Here is a 20,859-nt window from a genome sequence, read left to right as displayed (position 1 = left end):
GCTAAGAAGCGTAGGGAGCAAGCGTCCAAGACTTGTTCTACCTCGCGTGATACCGATCAGGCATCATTGGCTGGTGGACGTTGATCTCCGCCTGATCCGCTATTTCACCGTGGTGGCCGAGCACGGCAACTTCCACCGCGCGGCCGCTGCCTTGCGTACGGCGCAGCCGTCGCTGAGCCGCCAGGTTCAGCAGCTGGAGAAGGTTCTCGGAGTGCGGCTGTTCGAGCGGACGCGTCAAGGTAGCCACCTCACTGCCGCGGGCAAAGCATTCCTGCCCGAGGCGTTATCGCTGCTGCGAGCCTCCGAGCGCGCCGCGAACCGGGCCCGATCCGCCGGCGGCTCCGGCGCGCTGCTGATCGGCTACACCGGCAACCTCATCGTGACCCACGTCGTGCGCGAACTGCGCCGCCGCGGTTGTACGGTGCGAACCCGACACCTTTCCCAACCGGACGTAGCCGCAGCCCTGATCGACCATCGGATCGACGTGGCCGTCACCCGGCTGCCGTTACCCACCGACCGGCTTCGCGTCACGGTTCTGTACGACGAGTCGAGAGTGCTCCTCATCCCGGTGTCACACCGGCTGGCCGGCAAGGAATCAGTCACCCTGGACGACTTCGCCGACGAACCCCTGGTCCGTCACTCCGACCCCGACCTCGATGCGTTCTGGCGCATCGACCCCCGCGCTGACGGCCGGCCCGCCCCGGACGGCCCGACAGCGGCAACCGTTGAGGACAAGCTCGAACTCGTCGCCGCCGGGGACGCTTTGACCATGGCCCCGCCGGGCGACGAGTACACGTCTTTGCGGCGCGACCTGACGTCCGTGCCGGTACACGATGTCGACCCGTGCCGCGTCGTCATCGCCACCAGAGCGAACGAGACGAGCCCCTTGATCGAGCAGTTCCGCGCCGTCGCGGTCGCCCTCCTCGGACGGGTCTGACGGCACCGAGACCACGACGGCGGACGCCGCCCCTCGAATATCACCAAGCGACCACCGAGGTTTGAAGATCAAGTGACCTGATTTGCCGCCGACCGCGAGCGCAAGGTCGGCGAACTCCGTTGCGCCGCGTGACGAGCGTGCGGCGCCAGCCGCAGCGCTGAACCAATGTCTGCAACGCCGTCATGCTCGATGGCGAAGCCGGCAGGCGCGGATCACTCGGACCGTGGGATCGGCACTCTCGGGCGTTCGTAGCCGATCGGTCAGAAGGAATCGGGCGAGGTGAACCCGGCTGCGTGCTCGTGCTCGGACAGCACGAACGTTCCGCCGCGCCTTTCGGGCTGCCATCCATGCTCCAAGGCGTGGCTGATGACGGCTCGTACGTCAGCCGGCGTCGGGTAGGCACCGTCGGTGGCGCATGCCCCCCATGGCGCCGGCCAGGCGACCGATAGCAGATCCGCTTGGAGGGCTTGGCTCGTCTTCCCATCGCCCCATACCCGCAGCCGAATGCACCGGTGGCAATCACCGCTACCCTGCACGTGCCGGATCTCTGCGCGCCACACGGGCGGTGGACGAAGTCCGCGACCTCCTCGTCCCCGCACGCGCGGGGGTGCTCCGTCGGGCATCAGGCGGCCCTCCGATATTCGACGCTCGTCCCCGCACACGCGGGGGTGCTCCGGACGTCAGGCCGCTGCGGACGACGTGGATGGCCCTGGCCGACTCCGCCGGACACGACAACATCGTCGTCTTGCCGATGCCGGCCTCACCCGACACCACTACCAACGCGCCACTGCCGCCGGCAGCCTCGACAACCAGCCGACCCAGCTCTGCAAGCTGCCGACGCCGTAGGACTTACACGGATACCTACTGTCGAAGGTCGGTCGTCGCGGGACCGGCTGGGACGGCGGGGGTTCGAGGCCATTTCCAGGCCGAGCGCAGGATGAAGGCCAGGAGCAGCACCTCGATTCCGATGGAGAGGCCGTAGAAGGAGGCCCAGTCCCGGGACTCCCCTACCGCGTTGAACACCGAGTAGGGGATGTAGAGCAATGCAACGGCGAGGTTCGTGGCGCGGTTCACCCGGGCGGGCAGCGCCATGGAGAGCATCACCATCAGGGCCGGGATCGCCACGGACGCGACGAAAATGGTCAACAACGTCCCGCTGATGTCGAACCCAAAGACGACGCCACCCCGGATTTCGTCGATGGCGCCAGGCTTGTAGAGGTGGAAGTAGTCGACGTAGATGTAGAGGAACATGAAGCTGGTCCATGCTGCCGCGAGCTTGGCCTGCACGGGGATCGGCGGGTTGTCGAGCAGGCTCGGGGTGTTCGTTCGGATGCCGCTCATCGTTTCTCACTTCCTTTCGGCGTCATTCGTTGGCGCTGGGATGGTCGGAATTGGTTTCGGAGTCGTCTTTGGCTGTCCGTTCCGGTGACGTGGAACAGATTGCTGGAGCGGCCGGATACACCGCTACGAGCCAAGGTCGATGGTGGTGGGCCGAAGGTCTACGCCTGGAAATCGACTTTGGTTGGATGCCGTGGGGCCCGACCCGGCCGTACCCTTTGATCATGATGGCCCCGGCGGACCCGCAGGATCGGAGCCCGCTACCGGCAGGCGTGATCAGCGATGCTGGCAACGACCCGGTGCGCCCGGCCGGGCCCACGGCGCGCGATCGGCTGGTCGACGTCCTTTGTTTCCTGCTGGCCGTCGGCCTCACGGTGCTCGCACTGTTCGACAGCCGCGCGCAACACATCGCACCGGCGCCGCTCGCCGTGGACCTCATCCTCGGCGGGCTGTGCTGTCTCGGGGTATGGCTGCGCCGGCGCTGGCCGGTCGGCTTCGCCGTGGTCGCGGGTCTGGTCAGCGTCTACGCGACGTCGGCGGCGGGCGCGGCGCTCATCGCGCTGTTCACCGTCGCGGTGCACCGGCGCTTCGCGGTGGTCGCCCCGATCGTGGCTGGGTACGCGCTCGTCCCGTTCCTGACGCTGCTGGTTCGGCCCGACGTCCCAGTCGGGTCCCCGTCGGAGATTGTGCTGGGCGTCGTCTTCGCGGCCGCGGTACTCGCCTGGGGCATGTTTGTACGGGCCCGACGCCAGTCGCTGCGGGAGCGGGCTGGGCGCGTCGAGGCCGAACAGGAACTGCGCGTCGCCGAAGCTCGCCAGGGCGAACGCAACCGGATCGCCCGGGAGATGCACGACGTGCTCGCCCACCGCCTGTCCCTGCTGAGCCTGCACGCCGGGGCGCTGGAGCTACGCCCCGACGCCGCGCCCGAGGAGGTCGCCCGGGCCGCCGGGGTGGTCCGCGACAGCGCCTACCAGGCGCTGGAGGACCTTCGGGAGGTGATCGGCGTCCTCCGCACCGGTGTCGACCGGTCCGACCAGACGCCGGAACGGCCGCAGCCCACCCTGGCCGACCTCCCTGACCTCGTCGACCAATCGCGGCGCGCCGGGATGCGGGTACGGCTCGACTGGCAGACCGACGCGCACTCCGCCGTACCGGCTGGTGTGGGGCGCAGCGCGTACCGAATCGTGCAGGAAGGGCTGACCAACGCCCGCAAGCACGCCCCCGACGCCGAGGTGGCCGTCACCGTCCGGGCAACCCCGGGCGACGGCGTAACCGTCGAGATCCGCAACCGGTACCCGGCCGAGACCAGCCCCGCCGGCATCCCCGGCGCCGGCATCGGCCTCATCGGGCTCACCGAACGGGCCGCCCTCGCCGGCGGACGCCTCGAACACGGCCCCACCCCGGCCGGTGACTTCCGGCTCAGGGCCTGGCTACCGTGGCCTACCCTCTGATCGCGGCCGAAACCGGCCTCCGGCCCAGGTGAGCACGGACAAGGAGCCCAACGTGAACGCACCGGTGCGGGTCCTCATCGTCGACGACGACCCGCTCGTGCGGGCCGGCCTCACCATGGTCATCGGCGGCTCGCCGGACATCGCCGTGGTGGGCGAGGCCGGCGACGGAAGTGAAGTAGCCGCCGCCGTCGACGCATACGCCCCGGACGTGGTGCTGATGGACATCCGCATGCCCACCCTCGACGGCCTCGCCGCCGCCGAACGACTCCGCGCCCGACCCGACCCACCCGAGGTCATCGTCCTGACCACCTTCGACGCCGACGAGTACGTCCTGCGCGCCCTGCGCGCCGGGGCCAGCGGCTTCCTGCTCAAACACACCCCACCCGCCGAGATCCTGCGCGCCATCGCGCGGGTTGCAGCCGGCGAACCCATCCTGTCGCCGACCGTCACCCGACGGCTCATCGCCCACCTCAGCAACACCGGCGCCGCTGCCCGGCAACAGCACGCCACGACCGCGCTGCATCAGCTCAGCGAACGCGAACGCGAGGTCGCTATCGCCGTCGGGCGGGGCAAGTCCAACGCCGAGATCGCGGGCGAGCTGTTCATGAGCGTGGCCACCGTGAAAGCCCACATTTCCCGCATACTCACCAAACTCGATCTCAACAACCGTACCCAGGTCGCCCTGCTCGCCCACGACGCCGGCCTCACCGGCTGACACCGGAAACCGTCTGGCCCCCGCCCGCACCCGGCGTGGGCAGGCGAGCCGACCCGCCGACCGGCGAGCCGGACAACCCCTCACCGCCAGACAGCTCAGGCGGGGACCATCGACCACTTGCGTTACCCAACTTCCGCACATCGGCAGGACAGGAAGTCTTGGCCTCGCCGCGCTGGTCACCCGCTGTAACGTGCACGTGCCTGCCGCCGCGCACCAACGGCGGCAGAACAGTGCACCTGATCTTGACTGGCAGAGACGACCTGACGAGGCGTCTCGGAGTTAGTGTGCTGATCACGCCGTGCATGCTTGTGCCGCCGTGATTCCGTATCTTCTGCGGTGTGGGCATGCATACCGACTACTTCGTTGCCGATCGGGCTCGGGCTATGACGCTCGTCGAATGGGGCCCGGAGGGCACAAATCTGCCGATGTTGGTGATGAAGTGGGTAGATCCCTGGGTGCTCGGCAGCATGCTGTGGGCGATCATCGAGGACCTGCCGGTGCCCGAGGGGGAGGGACTGCCGTTCGACCTCGACCAACACAACGCTGTCGGTGAAGTTCTGCTGGCGGGGAACGAGGAGGGTTCGTTCGGCGTTGTGCAGATTGCGGATGGCTTCGTCAAGGCCCTGGCAGCGCTGCCGGACGAGCGGATTCCAGCGGTCGCCGAGCGCTGGGCCACTTCGGACGAGTGGATCGGGACGTGGGAGCCGCACGAGCTAGACCCCACCGTCGAAGGCCTCCGCGATCTGGCGCGTCACGTGCATGGGCCCGGCCAGCACATGTACATGTGGTGGTCGATGTAGCACTGGGACTGAGAGCCCGGCGATCCGAGCCGCATTATCGAGACCAACGTGATTGGCAGGTTCGGTTGGCGGCCATCCCGCGCGACATGCGGCATGAGCGGAAGCCGCGATCCGCTCGGTCGGCGCAGGCCTCGTGGCCGGGGTAACCGGTCGGCCCGCAGCCAGATGAAATAGTCGTCGAGGTGCTGCGCAGCCCAGGTGCTGCCCTGTGCGAGCAGCTGGACTCGGATGCCCGCCCGCGCCTGACAGCGGAAGTGGGCGCGGTCATCGACGCGCTGGGCGAGCTGCGCTACGAGCCCGCGATCGATCTGCTCCGCAGCCTGGTCGGTCAGGCCGTGTACGCATATAACGACCTCGGCCTGGCCCGCAGCGGCGACGCGAACGAGCCGCGTTACGCCGCGCTGGCCGCGGCTCAAGTCGGACCGGCCTATGACCGCGAGTCCAGCCACGCGCGGCGGATGGCGCACCGGGCGGAACTGAATGCGGTGCTGGAGCCGACACCTGGCATCGTCGGCTGGCTCGACCGGGCCGTGCAGCTGGGGCTCCGGCTGGCGGTGGCGAGCAGCTCCCCGATCACCCACGTGGGCGCGATGCTGGATCAGGCCAGGCTGCGAGCCCGGTTCGAGGTACTGGCGACCGGCGAGGAGGTGGCCGCGCACAAGCCGCATCCGGCTGTCTACCTGCTGGCGTTGGACCGGCTCGGGCTGCCGGCGAAAGAGGCGGTCGCCTTCGAGGACACCGCGCACGGCGTCGCGGCGGCGCACGCGGCCGGGCTGCGATGCGTGGCAGTGCCGAACCCGCATGCTCACGACGCCCACTTCAAGGCAGCGGACCTGCTGCTTCCCAGCGCCACAGACCTCTCCTTCGACGCTGTTCTGGCCCGGCTGGCCCGGCGTGCGGGCGGTCCGCGGTAAGTGGAGCCGGCGCACGTCGGTGGCGTTTTCCCTGCTCAGCCGTAGCGAGGTAGGCCAGCAGGGCGACAGCAAGTTACGCGTGCGGACTGGGTATACCAGGTTGGCCGTCCCGGGCAACCTGGTTCCACGGGGCGGTCATAACCGGCCCCGCCCATGTCTAACGCCGCCGCCATCGACATAACTATGAGTAGTCGCAACCTGGCGGCAATCGAGCGGACGCGCGTCATCGCGGCATGACAGCGCACGCGATCAAGCCTGCATGGTGCATCATGATCGGGTGTGAGCTTCGACGTCTTCCTTCAAGGGTTCCGCAGGCGGCAAAGCGGCCACAGGGCGGCCCGAAGCCGCCGTTCAGGTACTGCTGCCCTACATGGTGGGCGCACCCAACAGCGGATACGTTCGCGTGCAGCTGCCCGACGGAGAAGCCGACGTCTATGGTGTAGGCAACTCCAGCCTCATGGTGAACCATGCCGCAGGCGAACACATCTGGGAGCTCGTCATCGCCGTCGCGACGGCCGCCGCATGGGTCATCGTCCCTGTTGGCTGCCCTACCTGCACCGTCGACGCCCAGTCACGCCGACGAGCTTCCCGACGAACTGCGCGCCAACGTCATCCTGATCCACACCGGACCTCAGCTACTTCAGGCGATCCTCAGGAGCTGAGGCGGCGCGCAAACTCAGCGGCTACTTATTTACTGGATCTACGACCGCAGCCCGGCCAGGCTTGGTCGAGGTGATCGGTGGGGTCGCTCGCATTCAGCGGCTGCCCGTCTGTGGTTGGGGCGTGGCTCTCATCTGGCATGCACCCTGCCGGTCACCGCGGCGTGGAGTGGCTCCAGAGGGGACTGCCCAGCTCAAAGTAGCGCTGCCCTCCCGCTGAACCCCGGTTCGGTCACAGCGAGGAGGAACGCGTGGGACGCGTCATCATCGGGATGGACCCGCACAAACGGTCGGCGACGATCGAGATCATCGACGATCGGGAAACGGTCTTGGCGGGTGATCGGTTCGGCACCGACCGGGACGGCTATCGTGCGATGCTTGCTCTCGGCCGGCGGCATCCGGAACGGCTCTGGGCGGTGGAAGGCTGCAACGGCATCGGCCGGCACATCGCGCAGCGGCTCGTCGCTGACGGCGAGACCGTGGTGGACGTGCCCCCGAAACTGTCCGCCCGGGCCAGGGTGTTCGCCACCGGCAACGGCCGCAAGACCGACCCGGTCGACGCGCACAGTGTGGCCGTGGCAGCGTTGCGCACCAAGGGATTGCGGCACATTGTCGCCGACGACGAGACGGTGGTGTTGCGGCTGCTCGTGGACCGCCGCGACGAGCTCGGCCGGGCCCGGACCGACCTGGTCAACCGCATCCACAAGCTTCTGCTGGAACTGCTGCCCGGCGGAGCCAAGACGTTCCTGTCCGCCGATCAGGCCCGAGCACTGCTGGCCACCATCCGGCCGCGTGACCTCGTCGGGCGAACCCGCCGCCGGCTGGCGTCCGAACTGGTCGGTGAACTGGTCCAGGTCGACAAGAAGATCAAAGCGGCGAAGCAGGAACTGACCGAGCTGGTCAACGACAGCGGCAGCAGCCTGCTCGAACTCAACGGCATCGGCCCGTCCGGCGCGGCCCGCCTGCTCGGCGACATCGGTGATATCCGCCGCTTCACCAGCCGCGCCCATTTCGCGTCCTGGAACGGCACCGCACCCCTGGACGCCTCGTCCGGGGATCAGCAACGCCACCGCCTGTCCCGGGCCGGGAACCGGCGCATCAACCGCGTCCTGCACATCATGGCCATCGTCCAGCTCCGCCACGACACGCTCGGCCGCGCCTACTACCGCCGTCGCCTCGCCGAAGGCAAGACCGCGATGGAAGCCATCCGGGCGCTGAAACGGCGCCTGTCCGACGTCGTCTACCGGCGCATGCTCGGCGATATCCAGCGGCTGGAGACGGGCCCGGGAGGACAACCGGGGGCGACTCTGCAATCCAGCGCGGCTGACCCAAACCCCGAGGTCAACACTTCGGAACAGTCACTTCCCGGACCCGCCGACCACCACCCTAGAACACCGAACTCACACGCCGCTTGACAAAGAGGGGCGCCAGAACAGTGCGGAGCCGCGCTGCCATCCGGGCCTTCGACTACCATCACTAGGTGGCTGATCCGATCGTGTTGGCGCAGGTGCGGCTCCAGCCGCACCATCAGCCGACCGGCGTCACGCGTCACTACTTCGGCAACCCGAGTGGGGCAAGGGTAGAGGTTCCGCGCCCGGTATCCCTGCAAGTTGTGCAGTACCCCGGCGATGAGCCACGGGCCTACCTGTTCTACTGCGACGAGAGCGGCGGGGAGATGACCGACACCTACCATGACTCCGTCCAGGAGGCCTTTGAGCAGGCCAGTGCCGAATTCGGCGTTCTGCACCATGAATGGGCCAGGCGGTCGCACAACGCCTGATGACGGAGCTGCCGCCGCGGCGTCGGAAGCCGACCTTGCATCCGCTCATCGGCAGATCCGTCCACCGGATTCAACGATGAACGCGGAGTACCCGGCGCGAGACGGTCATCTGGATGGCACGATGAGTCGTGCTCTGGCCGGTTCTCCTCAACACCCATCCCCGCGAGGCTAACTGGTCACTCGGCGAGCGGGTCACGACCCGCCCGAGATGGCTCGACGACCCGGAACCGCCCGACGATCTGGTACTGCACCAGGTCGTCGTGCGGGCCAGCACGTTGCTCGACGCCGACGGGCGCCCTTGGGCTCAGCTGGTTCAGGCTGGCAACCTACTCGCGGTCCGGCAAGGCGATGACCGACGCGGTGAGCTGACTCTGGACGGATGCCTGGGCTTCGACGGGTGGCTCGGGCTCATCGGCGAGCTTCCCTTCACGGAAGGCGTCGTGCGGCGCATCCGGATCATGCACGACCTGTACGACCGGAGTACCGACGGGTGGATCCGCCGCCCCGGGCGCGTGCGGCTGACCGAGGTGCCCGACACCTCCCCAGGACGCTTGTGCGACGGCCCCTCTTGCATCAAGGCGTTACCGGCCGAAGGGCAGCCCGAACCCGGCACCATCCAGTTCGTCAGCCCCACGCAGTACTTCCGCATGACCCGCGACCAACTGCCGGCCCAGCAGTGGCAGACCCGCGGTTTCCTCGTCGACCTGGAAATCACCTCCCGAGGACCCCGCAGATGCGACGAACGCGCCGAAGATGGCTCGCGGTGCGGCGCGTAACGCGCTTCGCGGCAGATGAGTGCGGGTGGCGGCTGGTCGATGACGCCAACAACGGATAGACCGATGCTAACGAATCTCGGATGCGCCGCCCGGCGACTCGTCGACAGAATGGAATCATGCTCCGCTTTGGCATACAGGACTACCGGCCGAGTTGGCTCAACGGGCGCGACAGCATCACCGCCGCGCATGGCCCACGCCTCGCCGGCCTGGCCGGTCTCACCCTTCAGCGTGCCTGGCTGGTCTGGGACCTTGACGCCGACGAGTGGTTCACCGATGCGCCCGTGCTCATGGACTTCGGCGCCGAGCAGGTCGAGATCGACCATCAAAAGTTCGACGACGTGTCCATTACCTGGAACACCATCGACCCCAGCCGAGCGATCGAGGATTCCTACTTTCATCTTGCCTGGCACGCGGAGCCCTTACCGCCGCTGGCTGAACTGCCCGGCCGAGCCCTTGATCATGTCGAACTTCTGGAATGGGCTGGCGATGACATGGCCAACGGCAGTATCGCTGTCGGCTTCGACTTCGGCCCGACCTGGCTGATCATCTTCAATGCTCTGGACGAGAACGGCTTTGAGCACCACGCCCCGGCGCCGAGCTACCGGCGTCACCGCCTCAACTCGTAGCCCCGAGCTGCCTCATCGGAAGCCAGACACTCGGCACTCGACCTTCGGTAGGACCAAATACGAAACCTACAACGCCGACGTACGACCGACTCGCGGCATGTCCGTGCAGCTGATCAAGCAGTGCCGACAGCCGCGAAGGGCCCGCCCGTGGTACTTGATCGGGCGTAGATTGCGATCATGGCTCTGCGGTTCGAGGACGGATGGTATGTCGGCGACGCTGCGGACGATCTCGCAGAGGTTCTGCTGATCAACGGAGCGGACGGGTACCCGGTCAACGAGGTTCGGCACAGCATCTGCAGCGGGTGCGGAGCGGCTGTGTTCGAGGTGCACGGCGTTTGGGAAGAACGGGTGCGGAAGCGTATCTGCCGCTCCTGCGGGGACCAGCACTATCTCTTGGACAGCGAGGACTATTGGGACGACGACAGCGCGTACATATCCGTTTGCACGTGCGAAGAAGAGCTGTTCAACGTCGCCGTCGGGTATTCGATGTACGCCGATGAGGTGGGCGGTATACGGTCCGTTGCGTTCGTTGAACGGTGTACCGCGTGCGGCCGGATCGGATCGCCGGTCGAGTGGATGCTCCGCACCGGTGACATGGGCATGCTGGACCGCGCATGAACGAACATTTCGGCTTTCCGTCACTCACTGTGATGAGCGCTGTTGGGCCGATGCACGACATCCGCGGCATGTGCGCGCACCTTCAGCTCATGATCAGACAGATGGCCTGTGATGACCGGATCCACGCTGCGGCCGATCGTCGCTCGGCTTGCGCTATGGCTCGATCCGGATCGAATCTCCGGCAACCGTTCGCCACTCGGTTGCCGCGTCGGGATGTACGCCACGAACGACCACACGAGGGTCCGGGCTGAACATGAGACCGGTCCGCACTGGATACTGCCGGGGCCGCAGCATCACCGACACGAGCTGGAACAGGCCGTTGGCCAGTACCGCACCAGCGAAGGCGGCGGCGCCCACTCTGAACCCCCACCCCGGCAGGAGGACAGCGGCGAGGACCATCGACACCCACACGCCCAGCACCACGAAGAACACGATCCGCTGCTCCCGGACGATCCGGTCGAACCGCCGGAACCGCGCCGCGTCGGCCGACCCGATCGGCAGACGCACCCGGTGTGGATGCGGCGGATCGGCAACCGAGTGTGCAGTCAACTCCACCCGCTCCACCGGCCGTGCCCCGTCAACCAGCGACCGATCGGGCATCGCCACATGGCCGTCAGCGACGCTCCAAGAGACCTTCACCGATGCATGATCTCTTGACCTCGGTCGCAAATCCAGCCACACGGTATTCGCCGTAAGGCGGCGTCGCCTTCCCAACTCCGGATGCGGGTCGCACATTCCGACATGGCCACCCGGCCGCGCCGGGTCCTGCACCTGTGATCGAGTGCGCTGTCATCGGCAGATCCGGTAGCCGTCGGAGTCCTGGCTTCCGCTACTGACCGTTGCTCCGGGCTGCTCGACCAAGCCGATGGGCCAGCCCTGTGTAGTGAACCCGTCGAGGTGCTCGGTGGGCACGCCGACCGGCCGTTCCGATCGCGGCCACCGCCGCAGGGTGGGTCCGAAACTCGGCTCTCACGGACGGAGCCATCGCCCAGGGCTTGCGGTCGCCGCGGAACGTCAATGTGGTGGTGCCGGCGCGGGCCGCGTACTCCCATCCCATAGTGGCGGGTATGAACGAGATTTACCCCCTCGGGGGCGCCCGCCGCACGGGCCTGAGCGCGAGCGCGATCAGGTTCTACGCGGACGAGGGTGTCGTCACGCCCACCAGGCCGACCGACGGAGGCTTCCGGCGGTACGACGTGCACGCCATTGCCCGGCCCGAACTCGTGCGCCCCCCTGCGCGACTTGGGGGCCGGCCTGGACGATATTCGCCGGGTGCTGGCTGTGGAGACCACCTTGGACGCGTCGCGCTGTGCTGCGGACCATCGAGCGCCTGCGTAGCCGGCGGCCGAACCTGCCCGAAGAGCTCTCTACCGAACAGCTCGAGGCGTGGATCGAATTGGCCGACATCGTTCAGGACGATCAGTTCCGCACCGCGCTGCGCGACTACCTGCACCGTATCTTCAGCACCGAACAGGGCAAGCGGATGACCTCGCCGCAGATGACGGCGCACGCCGAACGGCATCGTCAGCTCTTTCTGGAGGCGCGGGCGGCCGCGCTGATTTCGGGGCGGATCGGCCGTGCATCGATTGCCGCCGTGCAGCGCCGGGTTCCCGTCGGTCTGCCGGTCGGGAACGTTTGCTCGGCGGTGAGCCGGGCTACCGGCCGGCCTGGCGGTCGAGCCACGCGCCGACGTCGGTGATGCCGCCGTCGATGACGCCCAGGTGGTCGGCGCCGGCCACGGTAGCCGTCGTCGCGTGGGGCGCGTGGCGGGCGAAGGCGAGCACCTTGGCAGGGTCGAAGACCTCGTCGTCCGAGCCGATCCAGACTCCGACCGGCTTGTCCGTGCCGGCCAGGATCGCCGCGCTGTCGCCGGCGTTCTGGGCGACGGCCATGACCGAGGTGTACCGGCTGACGAGCCCGGCCCGCGCGATGTCCGCCGGCGCGTAGGCGAAGCTCACCGCGTAGGCGTGCGCGTCGAGCAGGCCGTTGGTGAGGACGTAGCTGATAAGCACCCGATGGTCGATGGTCGCGAAGTTGGCCGCCTCGGACTGCCGCTCGGTGTCGGAGTGCAGGCCGAAGTCGGGGGCGAGGTAGACGTACCCGGCGACCTCGTGGTCGATGCGACGCTCGCTGTTGAGCACCAGCCCGGCCCCGGCCGAGTGACCGCCGACGTACTCGGGCAGCCGCGGGTGCGCGTGCTTGACGAAGTCGACCGCCGTCTGGGTGTCGGCGAACATCTGCCCCTGGCTCGGCGCGTCGCCCCGGCGGCCGCCGGATCGGCCGTGGCCGCGCATGTCGAACAGGTAGGTCGCGATGCGGTACTGCTGGGTGAGTTGGTGTGCGAAGGTCAGGTAGCCGGCACCGGCATTGGCGCCGGACCCGTGGTAGAAGACGAGCGTCGCCACGGGGTCGGCCGGGAGGTCGGCGAAGTAGGCGAGTTTCGTGCCATCGGTCGCGGTCACGTACCCGCTCGGTTCGGGCTCCGGGGGCGTGGTCGGGCTCTGGTCGTCGCGCAGGCCGGGAACGGCCGCGGAGGCCGGCAGGTGCGTCGGCAGGAGGGCCAGGGTCAGCGCGGCCCCGGTGAGCATGGCCAGGGCCGCCGTGGTGAGCGGCACAGCCCGGCCCGGCGCCGGCTGCACCCGGCCCCGGCCGACCCGCCACAGCGCGAGGATAGGCAGGGCGGTCGTGAGCAGCGCGACGACGGCGTGCAGCAGGGCGAACTGGGCCACGCCTGCGGCCACCACGGCGACGAGCACGATCGCGGTGTGCCGGACGGTCGACCGGTGCGGCCGGCGCATCGACGCGACCAGTCCCCAGGCCAGCAGTCCAGCCAGGAGCAGCGCGACACCGACTGCCGCGGCCGCCGGCGGGGCCTCTGGGCCGAACTCCACGACGCCGTCCACCACGCAGACGAAGCCCGTCAGGGTGAGCAGCACCCGGGCCAGTGTCACGGCGTGCCCCCGGTCAGCTCGGCCTCCACGGTGTCGCACCAGTCGATCGCCGACTGGGCGAAGGCGAGACCGTAGTCGCGGATCCGCCCGGGCGTGGGCAGCGCCGCCCGGCGTTCGTCCTCGGTCCATGCGGCCTGCGGCACCATGGTGCCCAGGTGCTCGCGGAGCCACTGAAACGACTCCCGGCGCTCGCGGATCAGCCGGACAGTCTCTTCGCGGTCGAGATTGGCCGCGAAGAGAATCTTCACCAGGTTCTCGTCGCGGGTCTGCACCGGGGCGGACGGCAGCCGCAGCCAGGCCAGCAGTTCTTCACGGCCCTGGGCGGTCAGCCGCCAGCTCTGGCGGGCGCGGGGGCCGCCGGGTGGTTCGAACGCCTCGATGAGGTTGCGGGACTCCAGGAGTTTGAGCTGGGGGTACAGCTGTCCGTCGCTCACCCCCCAGAAGAACGACACGGCCCGTTTGGCCGCCTCGCGAATCTCGTAGCCGGAGCGGGGATGCGACGCCAGGAAGCCCAGGATCGTGCGGGCCGTCGGCGACAGCTCTTCGGACATGGCGACCTCTCTGCCAGATATATCTCTGGCAGAGATATTAGCCTACGGGATCGCGAGAACCAAGACGGGCGTGGGCGCCGCTCAGTGCACCCCCACGATGCTTTCGGTCCGGGACGTCACAGGAGGTGTGCGCGGCTGCGCAGCCGGTCCCGCGCGTCGGCGTGGCTGCTCCTGGCACAATCGAACGGCGGACATCGCCCTCGGTACGGCGGCGCCGAGCCGCCGCCGTATCGCATCGGAGGGGGTGGCGGTGGTCGACGTCGAGCGCTATGGCGCCTTCTCGGTCAACAGCGTCGGCATCGAGCGTGCGCCGTTTCCGCTGAGCTTCAGTGTTCGCGAGTTCCCCGGCTGCTGGGTGGTCCACGCGACGGCGGCACAGGCCGGCGAACTCGCGGACATCCTGGCCGGCAACGCTTTGGACACCGTGGCCGTGATGGACGTGGCGACCAACAGCTTCCTTGACGACCAGTACGTGCAGTGGACGCCGTCGCGCATCGCAGCGCATCAGGGCATCGCCTGCTCGCCGCACGACCTGAGTGCGCTGGCGAGAGGCGTCCCCGGTCTCGGCGGCGAAGCGCTGATCATGCACCGCGACGACCTGCCGGGCTTTCTCGCAGGCTGGTCACCGTACGAGTTGACGGTGGTCGCCATGCGGGACACGCCGGACGCGGAGCAGTTGGACGAGATGGCGCTCGCCATCGGAACAGCCGATTTCAGCCGGCCGATCCTGCCCACCCTTCCAGGCTGTTGCATGTGGTACTCCGGACACGACGACTGCTACGTCTGGCTGGAATCAACCAATCCACATGTTCCTCGGGCCGTCTTCAGGCGCCTACTGGCCTTGATGGCCGGCTCGGCTCGGAAGATCACGTATGACGCGGGGTTCCTCGAAGTTTCGATTGTCGATGACGATGTCGGCTTGTTCGGCGGGGCGGATTTCGGCCAGGTAAAGCTCCTCGCCGGGGATGTAGTAGGTGCGGTACCGCTCGGCGGCGGCCTCCGCCGAGTCCATCCACGCCTGGTCGCGGACCGTGCCGCGGTACAGCACATCCGCTACTTCGATGTGGAGGTAGACGCGCAGGTCCCAGTGCGGTGACAGGGCCGGCTTCTGCAGGAAGCCGCCGTCCGCGATGAGGATCGCGTCGTCCGAGGTCTCGTGGACGCCGGAGTCGATCGGCGTGCGGCCGCTGAAATCCATGATCTGGGTGCGGTAGTGGCGGTTGCCGCCGGGTCCGAGCGGCACCAGCAACTCGTCGCGGATGGCGTCGACGTCGAACATCTCGACGTAGTAGCTTTCCGGCGAGCCGGGCGGATATCGCGTACGCAGGTCGACATGCCGTTTGAAGTGGTCGAGCATGACTCGGAGCACGGGCCGCGCCGTCTTCCCCCGCAGGGTGGTGGCCAGTTCGTCGGCGAGGGTCGTCTTGCCGGCAGCGGAGTGGCCGTCGATCCCCACCCGCGTCGGGTGATCCAGGCGCAGCGCGAGGATCCGGTGGGCCAGCCCGTCGAGTACCTGCTGCCGCGCCGTGGTCATCGAACGTTTGTTGTCACAGGTCGGATCGGCACGGCCACAGAATGCCGCGTCAACGGGCAGGCCCGCAAATGGTTCGCGCAGGCGTGGTCCTCGTGCTTCCACGTTGACCCGGCACCTGCGCACGCTCATCGGCTACGCGCGCTGAATCACCAGCTGGGCCGTCCCGGTCTGTAGCAGGCGGATGCGCACGTGGGCGTTGGTGCCGTCCGGCGCTGGCTAGTGGAACTGGCGCTGGTAGGGCAGCCAGCCGTCGTCGAGGAGCCGGAACCCTGCGTCGATGGTGGACTCCGGGTTGCTGTGCCGGGACGCGCTGAGCTGGATCTGGAGGGCGAAGCGGACGTAGAAGCGGATCTCGTCGCTCGGCTCGGGGAGCCCGAACTCCTCGGTGATCGCCGCGATCAGGGCGTCTTCGTGGCGGAACCACATGCGCTCGGCGTATTCGACGAGGGCGGGTGTCTGTTCCATGAGGGCGAGCAGCGACCGTTCGGGTTCGGATCCGAGCGCGGCGATCTCCGCGAGGTAGTGGGCCTTGAGCGCGGCGGAGATCGAGGTCCCCGGCGGCCGGTCGGCTACTGCCGCGACGAGCCGGTCGTGGCGCACGTCCTCGTCACCGAAGGCGAGGGCCTCTTTGTGCGGGAAGTGTGTGAAGACGGTGGTCGGCGACACGTCGGCCCGGTCGGCGATCTCGCGGACGCTCACCGCGTCGAACCCTCGTTCGAGGAACAGTTCGTGGGCGGCCTGCAGGATCGATGCCCGGGTCGCTGCCTTCTTGCGCTCCCGTCGTCCGGCTCGCTGCCCGTCGTTCATGCCGACAGGGTACTGGACCCGTTCGCTACACGTATTGACTCCATAACTGGTGTCAGTACAGTATTGGTGTGACACCGGCTATTGGCCGGGCGGAATCAAGACACGCGGCGGGATGCCGGGAGAGCAGGAACCATGAATGCGACGCCCGCTCAGACGGACCATCGGCAGGGGCGACGCTCCGCTGCCGGCATCGTGCTCATCGCGGGAGGGCTGATCTTCTTCGTCGCCGAGTTCATCGCCGCGGCGGCGTGGACGGATCCGCCCTACAGCTACACCTACGACTACATCAGCAACCTCGGGGTTCACGGGCCCACTGAGGGATTCGGGCAGCTCATGTACTCGCCGCTGGCCTGGGTCATGAACGCCGGGTTCTTCTTGTTCGGGATCACCCTGTTCGGCGGCACCGCCATGCTCACGGGCGTGCGCGGCCCGCTCGGCTGGGCGGTGCGCACGCTGGCGCTGCTGATGGCCGCCGGCGGGGTCCTGCTGGCCTTCTTCCCCGGAACCGGCGAGGCGCCCGACAGCGGTGCCGTCGACTTGCACGCCGTGGGCGCCCTGGCAAGCATCGTCGGCGGCAACGTACTGATCATCATGCTCGGGCGCGCGCACCGGCACGCCGGAATCGCCGCCGCCACCGGCCGGGTCATGGTCGCCCTCGGCGTCTTCGGGCTTGTGTCGCTGGTCGGCTTCATGGCCGTCGCCGGCTCATCGGCCGGCCTGATCGGCCTGGTCGAACGCTGCGCGGTCTACCCCCTCCTGATCGGCTTCGTCTGCGCCGGCAAGTCCATCTGGAAAGGCAACCCGGGGCCGGCGGCCGGAAACGCATGACGGCTCCGAGCCGGAACCGCGATAGACGCCGGGCGCACCGTCCGGGGGCGGTCGACCGGGCAGCGGCCCACACCGGCGGGGCCGTTATGCTGCCGCGATGATCGATCTGGACGGTCTGCGGGCGGATGGCTCCTGGCGGCTCACGTGGTCCGGCGACCGGCTCGACGAGGCCGTGTTCCGGCTCGCGGCGGACACCGCCGCCGCCCGCGGCGACCTCGTCGCCGGGCTCGGTGCCGGCTCGGGCGACTCGGGCGATCCGGAGCGGTGGGAGGCCGCGCTGATCGACGCGCTGCTGAGCGATCCGGTCTCGGCCGGGCTGCGCCGGCTGGAGCTGCACCTCACCGACTTCCACCACAGCGCGCACCGCGCCGCGCGGGTGCTGGCCGCGCACCGCCGCGAGCGGCTCACCAGCCTCTACTTCGGCCACGACTTCGCGCACCTCTACGAGCACAGCCGCACCTCGACCGGCGGGCGGATCGACCCGCTGGAGCGGCTGCACCAGGGATTCGCCGACGAGGGGAGCGCCGGGATGTGGGCGGCGTTGCCGGCGCTGCTGGACCTGACCGCCGAGGGCGGCCTGCTCTTCGCCGGTGTCGGCGGCGGCTCCCTGCGGCACCTGCGGCTGCGCGGGGCGCTGTTCGCCGACGGCAGCGTGTTCCCGGCCTGGGCGCCCGCGCTGGAGTCGCTGGAGCTGGAGATCCGCTCCGACGTGTTCGGCACGGCGTGCCCGGTCGAGCAGCTCGAGGAGCTCGACCCGGCCGGCCTGCCGGGCCTGCGCTCGCTCGACCTGGGGCAGTGCGAGTTCGACGCCGGGGACCTCGGCATCCTGCGCACGCTCGCCGGGGCGGCGATCCTGCCGCAGCTGGAGGAGCTGGTCCTGCCGGGGCTGCGGATCGAGGCGGACGAGTTCGACGACGACCCGCTGGAGGAGCTGGCCGGGCTGGCCCCGGCGTTCGCGCACCTGGCGCTGTCGCTGGCCGACGTCGTCGACGTCGAGGGCGTGGAGGACGAGGACGTGCAGCGGCTGCTGGGTCTGGACTGACCAACCGCTCTCACACGGTCGTGGTGGACGTGGACACGGTGAAGGTGACGGTGCCGGTCGGAGGGTTCAGGCGGCCCTCGTGCCAGTACGACAGCACCCAGGCCGGGATCGGCAGGCGCATCTCGCTCGTCTCGCCCGGTTCCAGGGTGACGCGTTCGAAGGCCACCAGGCGGCGGGCGGGGGCCAGCACCGGCCAGTCGTGCGGGGTGGCGTACACCTGCACGACCTCGTCGCCGGGGACGTCGCCGGTGTTGGTGACCGTCACGGCGGCCAGCCACCCGTCGCCCTCGCGGCCTACCGTCAGCGGGCCGTAGCCGAAGGTCGTGTACGACAGGCCGTGGCCGAACGGGAACAGCGGGGTGCCGCGGTGGTACTGGTACGTCCACCCCGACCCGATGATGTCGTAGTCCAGCGGCGCCGGCAGCTCGGTGCCCGCGCCGTACCAGGTCTGGGGCAGGCGGCCGCCCGGGTTGTTCGCGCCGAGCAGGGTGTCGGCCACCGCGTTGCCCTGCTCCTGGCCGCCGTGCGCGGTCCACAGGATCGCGGGCACGTTCGCCGCGGCCCAGTCGATCGCGTACGGGTAGCTCGACACGAGCACCAGCACCGTGTCCGGGTTCGCGGCGACCACCGCGCGCAGCAGCCGCTCCTGGTCCGCGGGCAGGGCCAGCCCGTCGCGGTCGACGGTCTCGCGGCCGTTGATGTGCGGGTCGTTGCCGAGCACCACGATCGCCCGGTCGGCGGCGCGGGCCGCGGCGACCGCCTCGGCCGGCCCGTCCGCGACCCGCTCCAGCCGCAGGGGGAAGCCCGGCGCGGCGGCGTCGGCGATCAGGGACTCCGAGACGTACCGGCCGGACGCGTCGTTGCGCAGCGAGGAGCCCAGCTGCCACAGCTCGCGCACCGTCCAGCCGTCCGGCGTCGCGGCGGTCACCGACAGGACCCCGTCGTCGCCGGCCGTCAGGTAGCCGTGCTCCAGGCAGCGCAGGGTGTGCACCGGCGTCGGGCACTGCACGCTGGTGCCCCAGTCCTGGTGCGCGAAGACGGCCCCGGGCCCCTCGGCCAGCGACAGTGACCCGTCCGGGGCGGCGTGCACGTGCCGGCCGTCGGCGGCGACGAGCCGGACGAGGTCCAGGCCCTCGGCGGCGGTGACCCGGTCCGGGCCGAGCCGGTCGCGCAGGGCGGCCTCGATGGTCACGGCGTACGGCAGGGTGCCGCTGTACCAGTCCCGCAGCACGCGCCCGCCGAGCGGCCCGATCACGGCGACGCTCGCGTCGCGCAACGGCAGCGCCCCGCCCTCGTTGCGCAGCAGCACCATCGCCGAGCGCGCGGCCCGGGCCGCGAGCCGGTTGTGCGCGTCGCACGCGATCACGTCGCGGCGGGTGCCCGAGTACGGGTCCCGCGCCGGGTCGAACTCGCCGGTGCTCGCCCGCAGGGCCAGGAGCCGGCCCACGGCCGCGTCGATGTCGGCCTCGGTGATGAGCCCCCGGGCCAGCGCCTCGGTGAAGCGCTCGATCGTCGGGGCCGGGTCCGGGCCGTTGTCGGTGTAGCTGTCCACGCCCGCGCGCAGGGCGGCCGCGTGCGACTCCGCGTGCGTGGCGAAGTACCGCTCGCTCGTCACGAGGTTCGAGGGGGCCTGGGCGTCGGAGCAGATGACCACGTCGGGCCGGGCCGCGCGCAACGCCCGGCCCAGCAGCGGGTGCACGTGGTTCGGCACGCCGTTGACGAGGTTGTAGGCGGGCATGACCCCGGCCACGACCCCGGCCCGCAGCGGTTCCAGGAAGACCGGGAGCTCGTACTCGTACAACACCCGCTCCGGCACGATCACGTCCACGACGTCGCGCCCGGTCTCGACGTTGTAGGCGAGGAAGTGCTTGAGCACGGGCGCCGTGCGCCACACGTCGGGGTGGCGGCCGCGCAGGCCCGTGCAGTAGGCGATCGCCAGCTCGGCCGTCGCGAGCGGGTCCTCGCTGTAGCCCTCCTCGTTGCGGCCCCAGCGCGGGTCCCGCAGCGGGTTGACCACCGGCGACCAGACGTTGAGCGAGGCCGGCTCGGTGCCCTCGGGCGGGTCGTGGCGGTAGGCGCGGACCTCGGTCGCGGCCGCCTCGGCCACGGCGGTCAGCAGCGCCCGGTCCCAGGTCGCGCCGAGCCCGACGGCCTGCGGGAAGACGGTCGCCCGGCCCAGCCAGGCCGCGCCGTGCAGCGCCTCGCACCCGGTGTGGAACGCGGCCAGCCCGAGCCGGGGCACGGCCGGCTGCGACTGGTGCAGCATCGCGATCTTCTCGGCGACGGTGAGCTTCTCCAGCACGCCCCATTCCCCTCATTTCGAAGCGCTTCGATGATGGAGACAGGCCCGATTGCTGTCAAGGCCGCGTGAACCTTTCACGCGGTGAAGGCGGTGTTGCACCGGGTCGGCGGTGAACGTTCTCGATGTCCTTGTCGGGTATCCATCGATGTCCTAGGGTCTGTGCCTCGAAGCGCTTCGACACCCCTTTCGAAACCTCGGAGCGCCCACCGTCCGCGTGCACTCTCCCCTCC

At 69.3% G+C, this 20,859-nt stretch carries 20 protein-coding genes and 1 pseudogene; 14 read left to right on the top strand and 7 right to left on the bottom strand.

From position 1 onward, the window contains the following. Positions 1-73 precede the first annotated feature (73 nt). Positions 74-937, top strand: a complete 864-nt coding sequence (locus ACQP1P_RS33160; protein WP_433076906.1) for a LysR substrate-binding domain-containing protein — start codon at positions 74-76, stop codon at positions 935-937. Positions 938-1,798: 861 nt separating this feature from the next. Here ACQP1P_RS33160 and ACQP1P_RS33155 read toward each other — a convergent pair. Further along, on the bottom strand, positions 1,799-2,278 hold the full coding sequence (locus tag ACQP1P_RS33155; protein ID WP_433076904.1) for a DUF6326 family protein: 480 nt from the start codon (positions 2,276-2,278) through the stop codon (positions 1,799-1,801). Between the two features lie 221 nt (positions 2,279-2,499). Here ACQP1P_RS33155 and ACQP1P_RS33150 point away from each other — a divergent pair, with 221 nt between their 5' ends. The 9 genes from ACQP1P_RS33150 (at position 2,500) to ACQP1P_RS33110 (ending at position 10,614) form a co-directional block, all read left to right on the top strand. Then, positions 2,500-3,726 carry a sensor histidine kinase gene (locus tag ACQP1P_RS33150; RefSeq protein WP_433076903.1) on the top strand — a complete coding sequence of 409 codons (1,227 nt, stop codon included), beginning with the start codon at positions 2,500-2,502 and terminating at the stop codon, positions 3,724-3,726. Between the two features lie 28 nt (positions 3,727-3,754). Continuing rightward, the gene (locus tag ACQP1P_RS33145; protein ID WP_433076901.1) at positions 3,755-4,441 is read left to right on the top strand and encodes a response regulator; all 687 of its coding nucleotides are present in this window, start codon (positions 3,755-3,757) and stop codon (positions 4,439-4,441) included. 344 nt (positions 4,442-4,785) lie between these two features. Continuing rightward, entirely contained in the window at positions 4,786-5,241 is a 456-nt protein-coding gene (locus ACQP1P_RS33140) for a hypothetical protein (protein ID WP_433076899.1), read from the top strand. Positions 5,242-5,423: 182 nt separating this feature from the next. Then, complete coding sequence (locus ACQP1P_RS33135) at positions 5,424-6,155, top strand: HAD family hydrolase (RefSeq protein ID WP_433076897.1); 732 nt, start codon at positions 5,424-5,426, stop codon at positions 6,153-6,155. Positions 6,156-7,065: 910 nt separating this feature from the next. After that, positions 7,066-8,229, top strand: coding sequence for an IS110 family transposase (locus ACQP1P_RS33130; RefSeq protein WP_433074446.1), 1,164 nt, complete (start codon positions 7,066-7,068; stop codon positions 8,227-8,229). Positions 8,230-8,294: 65 nt separating this feature from the next. After that, the gene (locus ACQP1P_RS33125) at positions 8,295-8,594 is read left to right on the top strand and encodes a hypothetical protein (protein WP_433076894.1); all 300 of its coding nucleotides are present in this window, start codon (positions 8,295-8,297) and stop codon (positions 8,592-8,594) included. 128 nt (positions 8,595-8,722) lie between these two features. Further along, complete coding sequence (locus tag ACQP1P_RS33120) at positions 8,723-9,370, top strand: hypothetical protein (RefSeq protein ID WP_433076892.1); 648 nt, start codon at positions 8,723-8,725, stop codon at positions 9,368-9,370. A 116-nt stretch (positions 9,371-9,486) separates the two neighbouring features. Continuing rightward, positions 9,487-9,996 carry a hypothetical protein gene (locus tag ACQP1P_RS33115; protein ID WP_433076890.1) on the top strand — a complete coding sequence of 170 codons (510 nt, stop codon included), beginning with the start codon at positions 9,487-9,489 and terminating at the stop codon, positions 9,994-9,996. A 177-nt stretch (positions 9,997-10,173) separates the two neighbouring features. Beyond that, the gene (locus ACQP1P_RS33110) at positions 10,174-10,614 is read left to right on the top strand and encodes a hypothetical protein (RefSeq protein ID WP_433076888.1); all 441 of its coding nucleotides are present in this window, start codon (positions 10,174-10,176) and stop codon (positions 10,612-10,614) included. A gap of 153 nt (positions 10,615-10,767) precedes the next feature. On the opposite strand, the gene ACQP1P_RS33105 is transcribed toward ACQP1P_RS33110, so the two are convergent. Continuing rightward, positions 10,768-11,253: a hypothetical protein gene (locus ACQP1P_RS33105; RefSeq protein ID WP_433076886.1), complete on the bottom strand. Its 486-nt coding sequence runs from the start codon at positions 11,251-11,253 to the stop codon at positions 10,768-10,770. A gap of 428 nt (positions 11,254-11,681) precedes the next feature. On the opposite strand from ACQP1P_RS33105, the pseudogene ACQP1P_RS33100 reads away from it, so the two are divergent. Further along, a pseudogene (locus ACQP1P_RS33100) lies at positions 11,682-11,774 on the top strand (hypothetical protein); the annotation flags it as partial. 149 nt (positions 11,775-11,923) lie between these two features. Beyond that, a complete protein-coding gene (locus ACQP1P_RS33095) occupies positions 11,924-12,313 on the top strand; it encodes a hypothetical protein (RefSeq protein WP_433090469.1) in 390 nt (129 codons plus the stop codon). On the opposite strand, the gene ACQP1P_RS33090 is transcribed toward ACQP1P_RS33095, so the two are convergent. The 4 genes from ACQP1P_RS33090 to ACQP1P_RS33075 all read right to left on the bottom strand — a co-directional run bounded on the left by ACQP1P_RS33090 (position 12,270) and on the right by ACQP1P_RS33075 (position 16,457). Next, entirely contained in the window at positions 12,270-13,550 is a 1,281-nt protein-coding gene (locus ACQP1P_RS33090) for an alpha/beta hydrolase (protein WP_433076884.1), read from the bottom strand. The genes ACQP1P_RS33095 and ACQP1P_RS33090 overlap by 44 nt on opposite strands. A gap of 11 nt (positions 13,551-13,561) precedes the next feature. Continuing rightward, positions 13,562-14,116 (bottom strand): PadR family transcriptional regulator, encoded by a 555-nt coding sequence (locus ACQP1P_RS33085; RefSeq protein WP_433076882.1) that lies wholly within the window; start codon positions 14,114-14,116, stop codon positions 13,562-13,564. An 832-nt stretch (positions 14,117-14,948) separates the two neighbouring features. After that, on the bottom strand, positions 14,949-15,650 hold the full coding sequence (locus tag ACQP1P_RS33080; protein ID WP_433076880.1) for a hypothetical protein: 702 nt from the start codon (positions 15,648-15,650) through the stop codon (positions 14,949-14,951). 216 nt (positions 15,651-15,866) lie between these two features. Further along, positions 15,867-16,457 (bottom strand): TetR/AcrR family transcriptional regulator, encoded by a 591-nt coding sequence (locus ACQP1P_RS33075; protein ID WP_433076879.1) that lies wholly within the window; start codon positions 16,455-16,457, stop codon positions 15,867-15,869. A gap of 132 nt (positions 16,458-16,589) precedes the next feature. Between ACQP1P_RS33075 and ACQP1P_RS33070 the strand changes: the two genes are divergently transcribed. Next, positions 16,590-17,285 (top strand): DUF998 domain-containing protein, encoded by a 696-nt coding sequence (locus tag ACQP1P_RS33070; RefSeq protein ID WP_433076876.1) that lies wholly within the window; start codon positions 16,590-16,592, stop codon positions 17,283-17,285. Positions 17,286-17,382: 97 nt separating this feature from the next. Beyond that, the gene (locus ACQP1P_RS33065) at positions 17,383-18,327 is read left to right on the top strand and encodes a hypothetical protein (RefSeq protein ID WP_433076874.1); all 945 of its coding nucleotides are present in this window, start codon (positions 17,383-17,385) and stop codon (positions 18,325-18,327) included. Between the two features lie 10 nt (positions 18,328-18,337). Here ACQP1P_RS33065 and ACQP1P_RS33060 read toward each other — a convergent pair whose 3' ends face one another. Next, positions 18,338-20,629 (bottom strand): beta-glucosidase family protein, encoded by a 2,292-nt coding sequence (locus ACQP1P_RS33060; RefSeq protein ID WP_433076872.1) that lies wholly within the window; start codon positions 20,627-20,629, stop codon positions 18,338-18,340. Positions 20,630-20,859: the final 230 nt, after the last annotated feature.

Source organism: Dactylosporangium sp. CA-052675, assembly GCF_050947935.1.
Classification (GTDB): domain Bacteria; phylum Actinomycetota; class Actinomycetes; order Mycobacteriales; family Micromonosporaceae; genus Dactylosporangium.
This window is presented reverse-complemented; position numbering and strand designations above follow the sequence as displayed.